Source organism: Streptomyces nitrosporeus, from assembly GCF_008704555.1.
In the GTDB taxonomy this organism is placed as follows: Bacteria; Actinomycetota; Actinomycetes; order Streptomycetales; family Streptomycetaceae; genus Streptomyces; species Streptomyces nitrosporeus.
Genome location: NZ_CP023702.1, coordinates 2,314,905 through 2,328,848, shown reverse-complemented (window position 1 = coordinate 2,328,848; position 13,944 = coordinate 2,314,905). Strand labels below are relative to the sequence as shown.

Annotated in this window: 14 protein-coding genes; 10 read left to right on the top strand and 4 right to left on the bottom strand. The window is 69.6% G+C overall.

What is annotated here, in order from left to right; all coding sequences use genetic code 11:
* The first annotated feature begins 192 nt into the window (after positions 1-192).
* The 9 genes from atpB (at position 193) to CP967_RS09960 (ending at position 7,878) form a co-directional block, all read left to right on the top strand.
* Positions 193-1,008: a F0F1 ATP synthase subunit A gene (atpB, locus tag CP967_RS10000; protein WP_150487637.1), complete on the top strand. Its 816-nt coding sequence runs from the start codon at positions 193-195 to the stop codon at positions 1,006-1,008.
* 75 nt (positions 1,009-1,083) lie between these two features.
* On the top strand, positions 1,084-1,329 hold the full coding sequence (gene atpE, locus CP967_RS09995; RefSeq protein ID WP_014048348.1) for an ATP synthase F0 subunit C: 246 nt from the start codon (positions 1,084-1,086) through the stop codon (positions 1,327-1,329).
* A 42-nt stretch (positions 1,330-1,371) separates the two neighbouring features.
* Complete coding sequence (locus tag CP967_RS09990; RefSeq protein ID WP_150487636.1) at positions 1,372-1,917, top strand: F0F1 ATP synthase subunit B; 546 nt, start codon at positions 1,372-1,374, stop codon at positions 1,915-1,917.
* Complete coding sequence (locus CP967_RS09985; protein WP_150487635.1) at positions 1,914-2,729, top strand: F0F1 ATP synthase subunit delta; 816 nt, start codon at positions 1,914-1,916, stop codon at positions 2,727-2,729. Before CP967_RS09990 ends, CP967_RS09985 begins: the two co-directional genes overlap by 4 nt.
* Positions 2,730-2,875: 146 nt before the next feature.
* Positions 2,876-4,447, top strand: coding sequence for a F0F1 ATP synthase subunit alpha (atpA, locus tag CP967_RS09980; protein ID WP_150487634.1), 1,572 nt, complete (start codon positions 2,876-2,878; stop codon positions 4,445-4,447).
* Positions 4,448-4,450: 3 nt separating this feature from the next.
* Positions 4,451-5,368, top strand: coding sequence for a F0F1 ATP synthase subunit gamma (locus CP967_RS09975; RefSeq protein WP_150487633.1), 918 nt, complete (start codon positions 4,451-4,453; stop codon positions 5,366-5,368).
* The gene (gene atpD, locus CP967_RS09970; protein WP_150487632.1) at positions 5,368-6,810 is read left to right on the top strand and encodes a F0F1 ATP synthase subunit beta; all 1,443 of its coding nucleotides are present in this window, start codon (positions 5,368-5,370) and stop codon (positions 6,808-6,810) included. Before CP967_RS09975 ends, atpD begins: the two co-directional genes overlap by 1 nt.
* A gap of 109 nt (positions 6,811-6,919) precedes the next feature.
* Positions 6,920-7,294: a F0F1 ATP synthase subunit epsilon gene (locus CP967_RS09965; protein WP_150487631.1), complete on the top strand. Its 375-nt coding sequence runs from the start codon at positions 6,920-6,922 to the stop codon at positions 7,292-7,294.
* A 137-nt stretch (positions 7,295-7,431) separates the two neighbouring features.
* Positions 7,432-7,878: a DUF2550 domain-containing protein gene (locus CP967_RS09960; protein WP_150487630.1), complete on the top strand. Its 447-nt coding sequence runs from the start codon at positions 7,432-7,434 to the stop codon at positions 7,876-7,878.
* Positions 7,879-8,178: 300 nt separating this feature from the next.
* Here CP967_RS09960 and CP967_RS09955 read toward each other — a convergent pair whose 3' ends face one another.
* The 3 genes from CP967_RS09955 to CP967_RS09945 form a co-directional block, all read right to left on the bottom strand.
* Positions 8,179-10,068, bottom strand: a complete 1,890-nt coding sequence (locus CP967_RS09955) for a glycoside hydrolase family 18 chitinase (RefSeq protein ID WP_150487629.1) — start codon at positions 10,066-10,068, stop codon at positions 8,179-8,181.
* Positions 10,069-10,261: 193 nt separating this feature from the next.
* Positions 10,262-10,912 (bottom strand): response regulator, encoded by a 651-nt coding sequence (locus CP967_RS09950; RefSeq protein WP_150487628.1) that lies wholly within the window; start codon positions 10,910-10,912, stop codon positions 10,262-10,264.
* On the bottom strand, positions 10,909-12,180 hold the full coding sequence (locus CP967_RS09945) for a sensor histidine kinase (protein ID WP_190174977.1): 1,272 nt from the start codon (positions 12,178-12,180) through the stop codon (positions 10,909-10,911). The genes CP967_RS09950 and CP967_RS09945 overlap by 4 nt, the downstream gene beginning before the upstream one ends.
* A gap of 150 nt (positions 12,181-12,330) precedes the next feature.
* Here CP967_RS09945 and CP967_RS09940 point away from each other — a divergent pair, with 150 nt between their 5' ends.
* On the top strand, positions 12,331-12,888 hold the full coding sequence (locus CP967_RS09940; protein ID WP_150487627.1) for a hypothetical protein: 558 nt from the start codon (positions 12,331-12,333) through the stop codon (positions 12,886-12,888).
* A gap of 33 nt (positions 12,889-12,921) precedes the next feature.
* Here the strand turns inward: CP967_RS09940 and CP967_RS09935 are convergent, their stop codons facing one another.
* Positions 12,922-13,494, bottom strand: a complete 573-nt coding sequence (locus CP967_RS09935; protein WP_150487626.1) for a cob(I)yrinic acid a,c-diamide adenosyltransferase — start codon at positions 13,492-13,494, stop codon at positions 12,922-12,924.
* Between the last annotated feature and the right edge of the window lie 450 nt (positions 13,495-13,944).

Here is a 13,944-nt window from a genome sequence, read left to right as displayed (position 1 = left end):
ACCCTGCTATCGTCCGGTGCCAACTGCGGCACTGCGGACGCGGGCATCCGAATCGGCGCCTGCTTCATCGCGAGGCGTCATGCCTGAGCCGCCCTTCCATCCGTAAGACCAGTCCAGTGCCGACCAGCGGCTGCTTGCCGCGCCGACACAACGAGGTTGCCGTACCTATGCGCCACGCTGAAGGAGCCCGCGGTGAGTGCTGACCCGACGACGGTGCTCGCCTTCGAGACCGATTGCCACATCTTCGACGGATGCGGCTTCCCGGCTCCTGGCCTGCACTCCTTTGTTTTCGAACCGCTGTTCACCGTCGGCGGCATCGAGATCAACAAGCCGATGCTGCTGGCGGTCCTGAGCACCGTTGTCGTCGTCGGTTTCTTCTGGGCGGCTTTCAACAAGCCGAAGCTGGTCCCCGGAAAGCTCCAGATGGTGGCCGAGGCGGGTTACGACTTCATCCGCACCGGCGTGGTCTACGAGACGCTCGGCAAGCGCGAGGGCAAGAAGTACGTGCCCCTCATGGTCTCGCTGTTCTTCTTCATCTGGATCATGAACCTCTGGGCCATCATCCCGTTCGCCCAGTTCCCGGTGGTCTCGGTCATCGGATACCCGGTGGCGCTGGCCGCGATCGTGTACGTCCTCTGGGTCAGCCTGACCTTCAAGCGCCACGGCTTCGTCGGCGGCTGGAAGAACATCTCCGGCTACGACCCGTCGATCGGTCCGGCCCTCCCGTTCGTCATGCTCATCGAGATCATGTCGAACCTGCTGATCCGCCCGTTCACGCACGCGGTGCGACTGTTCGCGAACATGTTCGCAGGCCACGTGCTGCTGCTGATCTTCACCATCGCCAGCTGGTACCTGCTGAACGGCATCGGTATCGCCTACGCCGGTGTCTCGTTCGTCATGACCATCCTGATGACCGCCTTCGAGCTGTTCATCCAGGCGCTGCAGGCCTACGTGTTCGTCCTCCTGGCCTGCAACTACGTTCAGGGCGCTCTCGCCGAGCACCACTGATCCGGTCCAGCACCACCCCCGATAGTCGTCCGGTGGCCAACCCCCACCGGTTCTGAAAGAGAAGGAAGAAACGGCATGTCCGCTCTTGAGACCCTCGCCGCCGTCAACATCACGGGCAACCTCGGTTCCATCGGCTACGGCCTCGCCGCGATCGGCCCCGGCGTCGGCGTCGGCATCATCTTCGGTAACGGCACCCAGGCGCTGGCCCGCCAGCCCGAAGCTGCCGGCCTGATCCGTTCGAACCAGATCCTCGGCTTCGTTCTCTGTGAGGCGCTCGCCCTGATCGGTCTCGTCATGCCCTTCGTCTACCCGGTCGACTAATTCGCGGCAATCCGACTGCCCGAAGCGACGAAAGGCATTGATGTGAACGCCCTACAGCTGGCGTCCGAGGGAGAGATCCAGAACCCGCTGCTCCCGGCGATCCCCGAGATCGTCATCGGCCTGATCGCCTTCGCCATCGTCTTCGGTTTCCTCGCCAAGAAGCTCCTCCCGAACATCGAGAAGGTTCTGGAAGAGCGCCGCGAGGCCATCGAAGGCGGCATCGAGAAGGCCGACGCGGCCCAGACCGAGGCCCAGAGCGTTCTTGAGCAGTACAAGGCTCAGCTCGCCGAGGCCCGGCACGAGGCAGCACGCCTGCGCCAGGAGGCGCAGGAGCAGGGTGCCGTCATCATCCAGGAGATGAGGGCGGAGGGCCAGCGCCAGCGCGAGGAGATCATCGCCGCGGGCCACGCCCAGATCGAGGCCGACCGCAAGGCCGCCGCCTCGGCGCTGCGTCAGGACGTGGGCACGCTCGCCACCGCCCTGGCCGGCAAGCTGGTCGGTGAGTCCCTTGAGGACCACGCCCGGCAGAGCGGCACCGTCGACCGTTTCCTCGACGAGCTCGAGGCGAAGGCCGAGGCCGTCCGATGAACGGAGCGAGCCGCGAGGCACTGGCATCCGCACGCGAGCGTCTCGACGCGCTGACCGACTCCACGTCGGCCGACGCGGCGAAGCTCGCCGAGGAGCTGGCCGCCGTCACCGCGCTGCTCCACCGCGAGGTGTCGCTGCGCCGGGTCCTCACCGACCCGTCGCAGGGCGGCGAGGCCAAGGCCGAGCTGGCCGGACGACTGCTGGGCGGACAGGTGAGCGGCGAAGCCGTGGACCTGGTCTCCGGCATGGTCCGCTCCCGCTGGTCGCAGTCGCGTGACCTGGTGGACTCGGTCGAGGAACTGGCGAACACCGCGGACCTCACCGCGGCGCAGCGCGCCGGCGCGCTCGACGACGTGGAGGACGAGCTGTTCCGGTTCGGCCGGATCGTCGCCTCCGACGTCGCCCTGCGCTCCGCCCTGACCAGCAAGACGGCCACGGCCGCGGCCAAGGGCGAGCTGCTCCGCAGCCTGCTCGGCGGCAAGGCCCAGCCGGTCACCGAGCGCGTGATCACGCGTCTCGTGACGCAGCCCCGTGGACGTAGCCTGGAAGCGGGACTCGAGTCCCTGTCCAGGCTGGCCGCGGAGCGCCGGGACCGCACGGTCGCCGTCGTCACCTCGGCGGTGCCGCTGTCCGACCGCCAGAAGCAGCGCCTCGGCGCCGCCCTGGCGAAGATCTACGGCCGTCAGATGCACCTGAACCTGGACGTGGACCCCGCGGTCCTCGGCGGGATCTCGGTGCGCGTCGGTGACGAGGTCATCAACGGCACGATCGCGGAGCGCCTCGAAGAGGTCACCCGCAGGATGGCCGGCTGACAGCGCGCAGCGCACGCACCGCACCAACTGAACGAGCAAGTACAGCGGCCCGGTTGGGCCGTGCAGAAATTGCAGAAGATTCCTGGGGGTCGCCCCCAGACCCCATTGAGAAACTTCGGGCCCAACAAGGAGAGCAGGGAACCCAGATGGCGGAGCTCACGATCCGGCCGGAGGAGATCCGGGACGCACTGGATAACTTTGTCCAGTCGTACCAGCCGGACGCGGCCTCGCGCGAGGAGGTCGGTACGGTCAGCGTTGCCGGTGACGGCATCGCGAAGGTCGAGGGCCTTCCCTCGGCACAGGCGAACGAGCTGCTGAAGTTCGAGGACGGCACCCTCGGTCTCGCCCTCAACCTCGAGGAGCGCGAGATCGGTGCGATCGTCCTCGGCGAGTTCAGCGGAATCGAGGAGGGCCAGTCGGTGCAGCGCACCGGCGAGGTGCTCTCCGTCGGCGTCGGCGAGGGCTACCTCGGCCGCGTCGTCGACCCGCTCGGCAACCCGATCGACGGTCTCGGCGAGATCGAGACCGAAGGCCGTCGCGCCCTCGAACTGCAGGCCCCCGGCGTCATGGTCCGCAAGTCGGTCCACGAGCCGATGCAGACCGGCTACAAGGCCGTCGACGCCATGGTGCCGATCGGCCGCGGCCAGCGTCAGCTGATCATCGGTGACCGCCAGACCGGCAAGACCGCCCTGGCCGTCGACACGATCATCAACCAGCGCGACAACTGGCGCTCGGGCGACGTGAACAAGCAGGTCCGCTGCATCTACGTCGCCATCGGTCAGAAGGGCTCCACGATCGCCTCCGTGCGCGGCGCCCTCGAAGAGGCCGGCGCGCTCGAGTACACGACGATCGTCGCCGCCCCGGCGTCCGACCCGGCCGGCTTCAAGTACCTGGCGCCGTACACCGGCTCGGCCATCGGCCAGCACTGGATGTACGACGGCAAGCACGTCCTCATCGTCTTCGACGACCTCTCGAAGCAGGCCGACGCCTACCGCGCCGTGTCGCTTCTGCTGCGCCGTCCGCCGGGCCGTGAGGCCTACCCGGGCGACGTCTTCTACCTGCACTCGCGTCTGCTGGAGCGCTGCGCCAAGCTCTCCGACGACATGGGCGCCGGTTCGATGACGGGTCTCCCGATCGTCGAGACCAAGGCGAACGACGTGTCGGCGTTCATCCCGACCAACGTCATCTCCATCACCGACGGCCAGTGCTTCCTGGAGTCCGACCTGTTCAACGCGGGTCAGCGTCCGGCGCTCAACGTCGGTATCTCGGTCTCCCGAGTCGGTGGCTCCGCCCAGCACAAGGCCATGAAGCAGGTCTCCGGCCGGCTGCGCGTGGACCTCGCCCAGTTCCGTGAGCTGGAGGCGTTCGCCGCCTTCGGTTCCGACCTGGACGCGGCCTCGAAGGCGTCGCTGGAGCGCGGCAAGCGCATGGTCGAGCTGCTGAAGCAGCCGCAGTACGCCCCGTTCCCGATGGAGGAGCAGGTCGTCTCCGTCTGGGCCGGCACGACGGGCAAGATGGACGACGTCCCGGTCGAGGACATCCGCCGCTTCGAGACCGAGCTGCTGGAGTTCCTGCGCCGCGAGCGCAAGGACCTGCTGACCAGCATCGCCGAGGGCGGCAAGATGTCCGACGACACGCTGCAGTCGGTCGGCGACGCGATCGCCGCCTTCAAGCAGCAGTTCGAGACCTCGGACGGCAAGCTCCTGGGCGAGGGCTGATCGATGGGCGCTCAGCTTCGCGTTTACAAGCGCCGCATCCAAGCCGTCACCGCGACCAAGAAGATCACCAAGGCGATGGAGATGATCGCCGCCTCGCGCATCGTCAAGGCGCAGCGCAAGGTGGCGGCGTCGATGCCGTACGCGACCGAGCTCACCCGTGCGGTGACCGCGGTGGCGACCGGCTCGAACACCAACCATCCCCTCACCACCGAGGCCGAGGCTCCGGCCCGGGCCGCGGTCCTGCTCCTGACGAGCGACCGCGGTCTGGCCGGCGGCTACTCCTCCAACGCCATCAAGGCCGCGGAGCGGCTGCGGGAGCGGCTGGCGGCCGAGGGCAAGGAGGTCGACACCTACATCGTCGGCCGCAAGGGTGTCGCGTACTACGGCTTCCGTGAGCGCAAGGTCACGGAGTCGTGGACCGGGTTCACGGACAACCCCGAGTACTCGGACGCCAAGAAGATCGCCGAGCCCCTCATCGAGGCCATCCAGAAGGACACGGCCGAGGGCGGCGTCGACGAGCTGCACATCGTCTTCACGGAGTTCGTGTCGATGATGACGCAGAACGCGGTCGACGGCCGGATGCTGCCGCTGTCGCTCGACAAGGGCGAGGAGACGAGCACCGGGAAGGGCGAGATCCTTCCGCTGTTCGAGTTCGAGCCGTCGGCCGAAGACGTCCTCGACGCCCTTCTGCCGCGCTACGTCGAGAGCCGTATCTACAACGCACTGCTGCAGGCGGCCGCTTCCGAGCACGCCGCCCGCCGCCGCGCGATGAAGTCGGCGACCGACAACGCCGGAGAGCTCATCAAGACCCTCTCCCGGCTTGCCAACGCGGCCCGCCAGGCCGAAATCACCCAGGAAATCAGCGAGATCGTCGGCGGTGCAGGTGCTCTGGCCGACGCGTCCGCGGGGAGTGACAAGTAATGACGACGACAGTTGAGACGGCCGCTGCCACGGGCCGCGTCGCCCGGGTCATCGGCCCGGTCGTCGACGTGGAGTTCCCCGTCGACGCGATGCCGGAGATCTACAACGCCCTGCACGTCGAGGTCGACGACCCGGCCGAGGCCGGTGCGCGCAAGACGCTGACCCTCGAGGTCGCCCAGCACCTGGGCGACGGCGTGGTCCGCGCGATCTCGATGCAGCCCACCGACGGCCTGGTCCGCCAGTCCCCGGTGACCGACACGGGCGCGGGCATCACCGTCCCGGTCGGTGACATCACCAAGGGCAAGGTGTTCAACACCCTCGGTCAGATCCTGAACGAGCCGGAGGCCGAGGCGCAGATCACCGAGCGCTGGCCGATCCACCGCAAGGCCCCGGCCTTCGACCAGCTCGAGTCGAAGACCGAGATGTTCGAGACCGGCCTGAAGGTCGTCGACCTGCTGACCCCGTACGTCAAGGGCGGCAAGATCGGTCTGTTCGGTGGTGCGGGCGTCGGCAAGACGGTCCTCATCCAGGAAATGATCATGCGTGTGGCGAAGCTGCACGACGGTGTGTCGGTGTTCGCCGGCGTCGGTGAGCGCACCCGTGAGGGCAACGACCTCATCGACGAGATGACCGAGTCGGGCGTTCTGGACAAGACCGCGCTGGTCTTCGGCCAGATGGACGAGCCGCCGGGGACGCGTCTGCGTGTCGCGCTCTCCGCGCTGACCATGGCGGAGTACTTCCGCGATGTGCAGAAGCAGGACGTGCTGCTCTTCATCGACAACATCTTCCGCTTCACGCAGGCCGGTTCCGAGGTCTCCACGCTGCTCGGCCGCATGCCGTCCGCGGTGGGTTACCAGCCGACCCTGGCCGACGAGATGGGTGTGCTCCAGGAGCGCATCACCTCGACGCGTGGTCACTCGATCACCTCGATGCAGGCGATCTACGTCCCCGCGGACGACCTGACCGACCCGGCCCCGGCCACCACGTTCGCCCACCTCGACGCGACGACGGTTCTCTCCCGTCCGATCTCCGAGAAGGGCATCTACCCGGCCGTGGACCCGCTGGACTCCACGTCCCGCATCCTGGACCCGCGCTACATCGCGCAGGACCACTACGAGGCAGCCAGCCGCGTCAAGGGGATCCTGCAGAAGTACAAGGACCTCCAGGACATCATCGCGATCCTCGGTATCGACGAGCTGGGCGAGGAGGACAAGCTGGTTGTCCACCGTGCCCGTCGCGTCGAGCGCTTCCTGTCGCAGAACACCCACGCCGCCAAGCAGTTCACCGGCCTGGACGGTTCGGACGTCCCGCTCGACGAGTCGATCGCCGCGTTCAACGCGATCTGCGACGGTGAGTACGACCACTTCCCCGAGCAGGCGTTCTTCATGTGCGGTGGCATTGACGACCTCAAGGCCAAGGCCAAGGAGCTCGGCGTCTCCTGAGCCTCCGGCTCACCGAGGGGGGTGGGTGTGTCCCGCCCCCCTCACCACGCCCCGTAGAATTGACCCAACACCCGGCACAACCGCCGGGTGGTGACCCGAGGAGCCACCCTTGGCTGCTGAGCTGCATGTCGAGCTGGTCGCCGCGGACCGCAGTGTCTGGTCCGGCGAGGCCACCCTCGTTGTCGCACGTACCACGTCCGGCGACATCGGCGTCATGCCCGGTCACCAGCCGCTTCTGGGTGTGCTGGAGTCGGGCCCGGTGACGATCCGTACGAGCGACGGCGGCACGGTCGTCGCCGCTGTGCACGGCGGTTTCATCTCGTTCGCGGAGAACAAGCTCTCGCTGCTGGCGGAGATCGCGGAACTCGCCGACGAGATCGACGTCCAGCGCGCCGAGCGCGCGCTGGAGCGCGCGAAGTCGGACACGGACGCCGCCGCCGAGCGGCGCGCCGATGTGCGACTGCGTGCGGTGGCGGCGCGCTGAGCGTCCCCACGAAGTAGTTCTTACTCAGCCGCGGCCCGAGCTGGAATCATCCAGAGCGTGCCGCGGCTGAGGCGATGCAGGTGCGGTTCGGCTCGGTACGGTATTCGTTTCTCGACGATGCGAGGAGGTCGGTGGAGATGGTCCTCGCGTTGTGGGTGTGCGGCCTGGTCGTCGTGGCCGTCGCGGTGGGGCTGTTCGTCTTCGGCCTGCGCCGGCGGCTGATCCAGCGGTCCGGTGGAACGTTCGACTGCAGTCTGCGCTGGGACGTCTCCGAGGAACCCGACCCGTCCGGCAAGGGCTGGGTCTACGGGGTGGCCCGCTACAGCGGTGACCGCGTCGACTGGTTCCGTGTCTTCTCCTACGCCCCCCGCCCGCGCCGTGCCCTGGAGCGTGCCGCCATCGAGGTGGTCGACCGCCGGCTGCCCGAGGGCGAGGAAGAGCTCGCCCTGCTGTCCGACGCCGTCGTGCTCGGCTGTCTCCACCGGGAGACCCGCCTGGAGCTGGCGATGAGCGAGGACGCGCTGACCGGTTTCCTCGCCTGGCTGGAAGCCGCACCGCCTGGCCAGAGGGTCAATGTCGCCTGAGTGAGGTCCCCCCGGACGGAGTCCGGGGGAGGGCCGATGCCGCCTGAGCGGGCGTCCCGCTGGTGGGTGCGGGGGAGAGGCTGTGTCGCCCTGAGCAGGTGTCCCTCCCCTGGACGTGATCCGGGGGAGGGCCCGTGTCTTCCCGGGTGTACGAAGACCGGCACACGGAGGCCGGTGTACGAAGACCGGCGTACGAAGGCCGGGCACACGAAGACCGGGGAGACAGGGGGCGGACCTGTCTCCCCGGCGTTTTCGGGGGTGGCGTCACCTCCGGAGAGGTTCCGCCGTGGGGATGTGGTGCTAGTTGAGGCCGGCGTCCATGGCGGTCACGAGCTCACCGTTGCTGGTGTCACCGCTGAACTCCCAGAAGAACGCGCCGCCCAGGCCCTGGTTGTTCGCCCAGGCCATCTTGGAGGCGATGGTCGACGGGGTGTCGTAGCTCCACCAGTTGGTGCCGCAGTGCGCGTACGCGGTTCCGGCGATGGTGCCGGTGACCGGGCAGCTGTTCTTGAGGACCTTGTAGTCCTCGATGCCCGCCTCGTACGTGCCGGGCGCGGCGCCGGTCGCGGTGCCGCCCGGGGCGGCCTGGGTGACGCCGGTCCAGCCGCGGCCGTAGAAGCCGATGCCGAGCAGCAGCTTCTTGGCGGGGACGCCCTTGGCCTTCAGCTTGGCGATGGCGTCCGCGGTGGTGAAGCCGTTCTGCGGGATGCCGGAGTACGAGGTCAGCGGGGAGTGCGGAGCCGTCGGGCCCTTGGCCGCCCACGCACCGAAGAAGTCGTACGTCATCACGTTGTACCAGTCGAAGGACTGGGCGGCGCCGGCGTAGTCGGCGGCGTCGATCTTCCCGCCCTCCGAGCCGTCCGCGGTGATCGCGGCGGTGACCAGGTTGTTCGAGCCGAACTGGGCGCGCAGCGCCGAGGCGAGGTTCTTCAGCGCGGCGGGACCGCTGGTGTCACAGGTCAGACCGCAGGCGTTGGGGTACTCCCAGTCGATGTCGATGCCGTCGAAGACATCGGCCCAGCGGGGGTCCTCCACCAGGTCGTAGCAGGACTTGGCGAACGCGGCCGGGTTCTTCGCGGCGTCGGGGAAGCCACCGGACCAGGTCCAGCCGCCGAACGACCAGATGACCTTGATGTGCGGGTACTTGGCCTTCAGCTTGCGCAGCTGGTTGAAGCTGCCGCGCAGCGGCTGGTCCCAGGTGTCGGCGACGCCGTCGACGGACTGGTCGGCGGTGTAGGCCTTCTCGTAGTCGGCGTAGGAGTCACCGATGGTGCACTTGCCGCCCTGGACGTTGCCGAAGGCGTAGTTGATGTGCGTGATCTTCTCGGCCGAGCCCGACGTCACCAGGTTCTTGACGTGGTAGTTGCGTCCGTAGACGCCCCAGTTGGTGAAGTAGCCGAGGTTGACCTTGTCACCCGTGCCGGGGCCGGGGCCACCGTCGTCGCCGCCGGTGGTGCGGACCGCGACCGCGCCGCTGACCGGACCGGTCTGGTCGGCGGTGTCGCGGGCCTGCACGGTGTAGGAGTAGTCCGTGCCCTTGGTGAGGCCGTTGTCCGTGTACGTCGTCGTGGTGACGGTGGCGACCTTGGCGCCGTCGCGCAGGACGTCGTAGTTCTTGATGCCCTTGTCGTCGGTGGCCGCGGCCCAGCTGAGCTTCGCCGAGGTGTCGGTGACGTTGCTCGCGGTGGGGGTGCCGGGCTTCGAGGGGGCCGCGTCACCGGGGATGGTGCCGCCGCCGTCACAGGAGGCGCCGTTCAGCTTGCAGCTGGTGGGGGCGCCGGGGCCGGAGCCGTTGAAGCCGAAGCTGATGCTGGCGCCGGGGGCGACCGTACCGTTCCAGCTGAGGTTCTTGGCGGTCCAGTGGTCCCCGGAGTTGGTGACCGAGGCGTCCCAGGCGGAGCCGACCTTGGTGCCGGAGGGGAAGTCCCACTCGATCGTCCAGGAGGACAGGGCGGTGGTACCGGTGTTCTTCACCGTCCACTGGCCTTCGAAGCCGCTGCCCCAGTCGGACTTCTTGGTGAAGGTGGCGGTCGCCGAGGCCGCGGCCTGGGCGGGGGAGGCGAGGCCGACCATCGCGGCCAGCGGCACCAGCAGGGCGGTCAGGCCGGCGACGGTCTTCGACCGGGTGGCCCGGCCCGGGCCGGTTCGCCATCTCGGCCGGAGCCGGGACAGGGGGGTTTCAGTGCTCAACGGTGCTCCTCGGGTGAGGTCCGACAAACGGGGGTGGTCCGTGGACTGCCAGGGCATGCCGCTCGAAAGCCCCGACCCTGCGTCGCCCTGAGCGCGCTTTTGTCATGGCGTACTCACCGCAGCATTGCTCGGTGAGATTAGGAAGGTCTGGACCAATCGTCAAGAGGTCCAGACCAAAGATCAGCGGGTGAGTTCAGAGACCCAACTCCTGAGCGAGCACCGCCGCTTGTGCCCGGCTGCGTAGCTCCAGCTTCCCCAGCACCCTGCTGACGTGCGTCTTCACCGTCGCCTCGGCCATCGTCAGCCGCTCGGCGATCTCCGCGTTGGACAGTCCCCGGCCCAGGCAGACCAGTACCTCCCGTTCCCGCCGGGTCAGCGCGTCGAGCACCCGAGGATCGGCGTCCCCGCCCCGCCGCGGGGAGGACGCGTCCGCGAACTCGGCGATCAGCCGCCGGGTCACCGCCGGGGCGATCATGCCCTCGCCGGCCGCCACCGTGCGGACGGCGTGCAGCAGATCGCGCGCTTCGGTGTTCTTCAGCAGGAAACCGGCCGCCCCGGCCCGCAACGCGCCGAAGACGTACTCGTCCAGGTCGAAGGTGGTCAGCACCAGTACGTCGGCCAGCCCCTCGGCCGTCACCTGCCGGGTCGCCGACACCCCGTCCAGCCGGGGCATCTGCACATCCATCAGCACCACGTCCGGACGCAGCCCGCGGGCCAGCCGGACGGCCTCCTCGCCGTCGGCCGCCTCGCCCACCACCTCGATGTCCGGCGCACTGCCCAGGATGAGCACCAGGCCCGCCCGCACCGCCGACTGGTCCTCGGCGACCACCACCCGGATCGTCATTCCCGTACCGCCCTTTCCTCCACGGGCAGTTCGGCCCGCACCCGCCAGATCCTGTCGCCGTCGCCGTCGCCGTCGCCGTCGCCGTCGCCGTCGCCGTCGTCGTTCCCGTCGCCGTCGCCCCTGCCGTTCCCGCCGCCGGCCGCCGGGCCCGCCTCGATCGTCCCGCCGAGGAGCGCCACCCGCTCCCGCATCCCCACCAGGCCCGCCCCCGAACCGGGCGCACTCGGCCCCGGACGGCCGCCGAGGACGCTGCTCACCTCGACCGTCAGCCGGCCGTACGCGCGTCCCAGACGGACCGTCACCGGGCCGGGAGCCGCGTGCTTCAGCGCGTTGGTCAGGGACTCCTGGACGATGCGGTAGGCCGCCAGCTGCACCGGCGCGGGCAGCGGAGCCGCCGCCGCGTCCTCCACTCTGTCCTCCAGAGTCACCGTCAGCCCGCTGGAGGCACCGTTCGACCCCGCCTGCGCGACCAGGGAGTCCACCGAGTCCAGGGTCGGCGCCGCACTCGGCCGCTCCTCGCCCTCGCTCTCCCGCAGCAGCCCGATCAGCCGCCGCATCTCGGCCAGCCCCTCCACGCTGTTCTCCCGGATCACACCGAGCGCGTCGCGCGAGGTGGCCGGGTCGTCGATCGAGAGCGCGGCCGTGGAGTGGATGGCGATCGCCGACAGGTGGTTGGCCACCACGTCGTGCAGCTCCCTCGCCATCCGGGAACGCTCCGCGGTGACCGCCTGGACCCGGTCCATCTCCGCCAGCAGCGCCGTCTGCTCGGCCCGCAGCCGGGCCGCCGAAGCGGCCTCCCGGTGGTTGCGCACACTGACCCCGGTGAGGGCCGGGGCGAAGGAGACCAGGCCGATGACCACACCGAGCAGCAGGGCCTCCGGCCTCCGGAACCAGGTGAAGAACCCGACGGTCGCCGCCGCGGTGACCAGGAAGGTGGCCACCGGGATCCGCCGGGCCGCGGCCGGGGAGCCGTACACCACGGCCGCGTACATCAGATCGGTGTACATCAGCACCGTCACCAGGCTGCCCGTCGTCAACTGGTCGGCGAGCAGCGCGAGCGTGCCGACGGCCAGGGCGGCCTGCGGCCGGCTCCGGCGCAGCAGCTCCATCGCCGCGGTCACCGCGAGCGGGACGAGGGCCACCCAGTGCGCGCCGAAGACCCGGCCGCCCTGGGTGTGCAGACCGGCCGCCCAGAGCAGCAGCCCGCCCGCCAGCCCGGCGGCCCCGATCAGCAGGTCCTGGCGATGCGGGCGCGAAGAGATGTGCACCCGGCCATCCAACACGCCGCCCGCCCGCGCCGCGTCCGTACCGGGGGCGAGCCCCCACTACATCGAAGGATGCAGTCCCGTTTCGTCATCGGCGACGACGAAAGGGCGCCCCGCGACCGGGAGCCTGGAAGGGACGGAAGGAGGAGTGCCGTGATCGTCGCGCTGATCGTGTTCTGCGAGGTGGCCTTCTGGGTCCTGCTGGCAGCCGGACTCTCGCTGCGGTACCTCGCGAGGAAACCCCGCCTGGGAGCCGCCGTACTGCTCTGCGAACCCCTGCTGGAGGTGATCCTGCTGGTGGTGACGGCCATCGATCTGAAGAACGGCGCGGAGCCCGACTGGAAACACGGCCTGGCCGCCGTCTACATCGGCTTCACCGTCGGACTGGGCCACTCCGTGATCAAGTGGGCCGACGTCCGGTTCGCCCACCGCTTCGCGGGCGGCCCGCCACCGGTGAGGCCCCCGAAGTACGGGATGGCGCGGGCCGCCCACGAGTGGCGCACCGCCGCCCGCTGGATCCTGGCCTCGGTGACGGCCCTGGCCCTGCTCCAGGCGGCGGCCTGGTACGTCGGCGGGGACGGCGACACCGCCTCGCTGCGGATGTGGCAGCAGAAGATGCTCTGGGTGATCGGGATCAACCTGCTCATCGCCGGGGGATACACGCTCTTCCCCAAGCGGGAGCCGAAGGAACGGGTCGGGGCGCACCACTGAACGGGGCGCGCCCGGCCCGGCCGCGCGGACCGCTCAGCGTTCGCCGCCCGGCACCCACAGCACGTCTCCGACCTCCTTGTTCGCCGTCCTGGCGAGGATGAACAGGAGGTCGGAGAGCCGGTTGAGATAGGTCGCCGTCAGCGCGTTCATCACCTCGCCGTGCACCTCGATCGCCGCCCAGGTGGACCGCTCGGCCCGCCGGACCACCGTGCACGCCTGGTGCAGCAGCGCCGCTCCCGGGGTGCCGCCCGGAAGGATGAAGCTGCGCAGCTTCTCCAGCTCCTCCAGGAAGGTGTCGCAGTCCGCCTCCAGCTTGTCGACGTAGGACTGCTCCACGCGCAGCGGCGGGTACTTCGGGTCCTCCACGACCGGCGTGGACAGATCCGCGCCCACGTCGAACAGGTCGTTCTGGACACGGACGAGGACCTTCACCACGGCGTCGGGCAGACCGCCCAGCGCGATCGCCGTGCCGATCACCGCGTTGGCCTCGTTGGCGTCGGCGTACGCCGCGATCCGCAGATCGGTCTTGGCGGTACGGCTCATGTCACCGAGGGCTGTGGTGCCCTGGTCGCCGGTACGGGTGTAGATGCGCGTCAGGTTGACCATGGGGCCACCTTAGAGGCCCGTGCCGAGGGCCCCGCCCACACCCCGGCCCGCCGGAAGAGGCGTGTGACCGCCACCGTGGTCAGCGGGGCGAAGGACGCCGCCACCAGGGCCCCGTACCACATGCGCGCCGTGGCGTACGCGCCCGCGCGGGCGTCCCGTACCGCGTCCGCCGGGTACCGCGGCGGGGGAGCGGGTCCAGCCGGGCGGGGTCCGGGCGACGGGCGGCGGCGGAGCCCGGAGAGCGGCACCGCGGGCACGGTGCGGGAGCCGGCCACCGGGCCGGACTCCTGCGGGGCGCGCGCCTTCACGGCCGGGCGGAGGACAGCGGGGCCGGCGAGACCGTCGGCGGCCCGGCGGACACGAAGTCCACGAGCACCCCGCCCCATGACGGTCCGGGACGGTCCGGGACGGCCCGGACGCGCTGACGGCGGTCACGGCCACAGGGAAACA

What these genes read in the sequence shown, in the direction of transcription:
- atpE (WP_014048348.1), top strand. Translation starts at nt 1,084, where the DNA reads ATGTCCGCTCTTGAGACCCTCGCCGCCGTCAACATCACGGGCAACCTC.
- CP967_RS09985 (WP_150487635.1), top strand. Translation starts at nt 1,914, where the DNA reads ATGAACGGAGCGAGCCGCGAGGCACTGGCATCCGCACGCGAGCGTCTC.
- atpA (WP_150487634.1), top strand. Translation starts at nt 2,876, where the DNA reads ATGGCGGAGCTCACGATCCGGCCGGAGGAGATCCGGGACGCACTGGAT.
- CP967_RS09975 (WP_150487633.1), top strand. Translation starts at nt 4,451, where the DNA reads ATGGGCGCTCAGCTTCGCGTTTACAAGCGCCGCATCCAAGCCGTCACC.
- atpD (WP_150487632.1), top strand. Translation starts at nt 5,368, where the DNA reads ATGACGACGACAGTTGAGACGGCCGCTGCCACGGGCCGCGTCGCCCGG.
- CP967_RS09960 (WP_150487630.1), top strand. Translation starts at nt 7,432, where the DNA reads ATGGTCCTCGCGTTGTGGGTGTGCGGCCTGGTCGTCGTGGCCGTCGCG.
- CP967_RS09950 (WP_150487628.1), bottom strand. Translation starts at nt 10,912, where the DNA reads ATGACGATCCGGGTGGTGGTCGCCGAGGACCAGTCGGCGGTGCGGGCG.
- CP967_RS09935 (WP_150487626.1), bottom strand. Translation starts at nt 13,494, where the DNA reads ATGGTCAACCTGACGCGCATCTACACCCGTACCGGCGACCAGGGCACC.